The sequence below is a fragment of the Actinosynnema sp. NPDC023658 genome (genome assembly GCF_040639995.1).
Lineage (GTDB): Bacteria > Actinomycetota > Actinomycetes > Mycobacteriales > Pseudonocardiaceae > Actinosynnema.
In genome coordinates this window covers 1-885 of sequence record NZ_JBFAAX010000466.1, presented here as the reverse complement: position 1 = coordinate 885, position 885 = coordinate 1, and the positions used below count along the sequence as shown (strand labels likewise).

The 885-nt window shown below is 75.3% G+C and carries 1 protein-coding gene and 1 pseudogene; one reads left to right on the top strand and one right to left on the bottom strand.

What is annotated here, in order from left to right; all coding sequences use genetic code 11:
• Window positions 1-503, top strand: a 503-nt coding sequence (locus AB0G02_RS29035; protein ID WP_360799979.1) for an SGNH/GDSL hydrolase family protein, incomplete at its 5' end; no start/stop codon positions are given.
• On the opposite strand, the pseudogene AB0G02_RS29030 reads toward AB0G02_RS29035, so the two are convergent.
• Window positions 500-885, bottom strand: a pseudogene (locus AB0G02_RS29030) (hypothetical protein); the annotation flags it as partial. The gene AB0G02_RS29035 and the pseudogene AB0G02_RS29030 overlap by 4 nt on opposite strands.

The following is an 885-nucleotide window of genomic DNA, read 5'->3' as shown; positions in this document are numbered from 1 at the left end:
GCCTGGTGACGGTGATCATCGGCGGCAACGACCTGGCGCCGTGCGCGCGGGCGTCGGACACCTTGACCTGCGCCGCCCAGGCCGTGTCCACCGTGCGCGCCAACCTCGCCGCCGCCCTGCCGGCCCTGCGCGAGGCCGCCGGTGATGCCCCGATCGTGGGACTGACGTACCCGGACGTGTTCCTCGGCGCGTGGGTGTCCCCCTCGTTCCCGAACGGCAAGGACCTCGCCCGCCAGTCGGTGTCGCTCTTCCGGGACTTCTTCAACGCCGCCCTCAAGGCCGAGTACGAGAAGGTGGGGGCGAAGTTCGTCGACGTCACCGACGCGACCGGCGGGTACGGGGAGTTGACGGAGACGACCGAGGACCCGACCTACGGCTCGATCCCGACGCCGGTGGCGAAGGTCTGCTCGCTGACGTACTTCTGCGAGCACACCGACGTGCACCCCACGCCCGAGGGCCACGAGGCGATCGCCTCCGCCGTCCTCGCCGCGACCGGCCGCTAACCGCGACGAGCGCCGAACGCACCGCGGAGCCGCCGACCGGCCGACCGGACCGGGTCGAGCACGGACGTGCGCGCCCACCGCGCCGGAGCCACCACGGCGGCACGCCACACCCGCCCGACGAACCGGCCCACCGGCGCCACCACCCGCCACACCGGCCCGACCACCCGCCGCCACGCCCACGCCGCGGCGTCCCGGACCGCCCGCCCGAGCACCGCCAACCCCCGCCCCACCAGCCGGAACGCCCAGACCAGCGCCGCGCCGAAGAGCCGCACCAGCCACCACAGCGCGACGCCGACCGCCCGCACGACCGGCACGACCGCGTTCCGCCACACCCACCGGACCGGTCGCACGACCAGCGTCCGCAGGCACCACGCCACCGGTG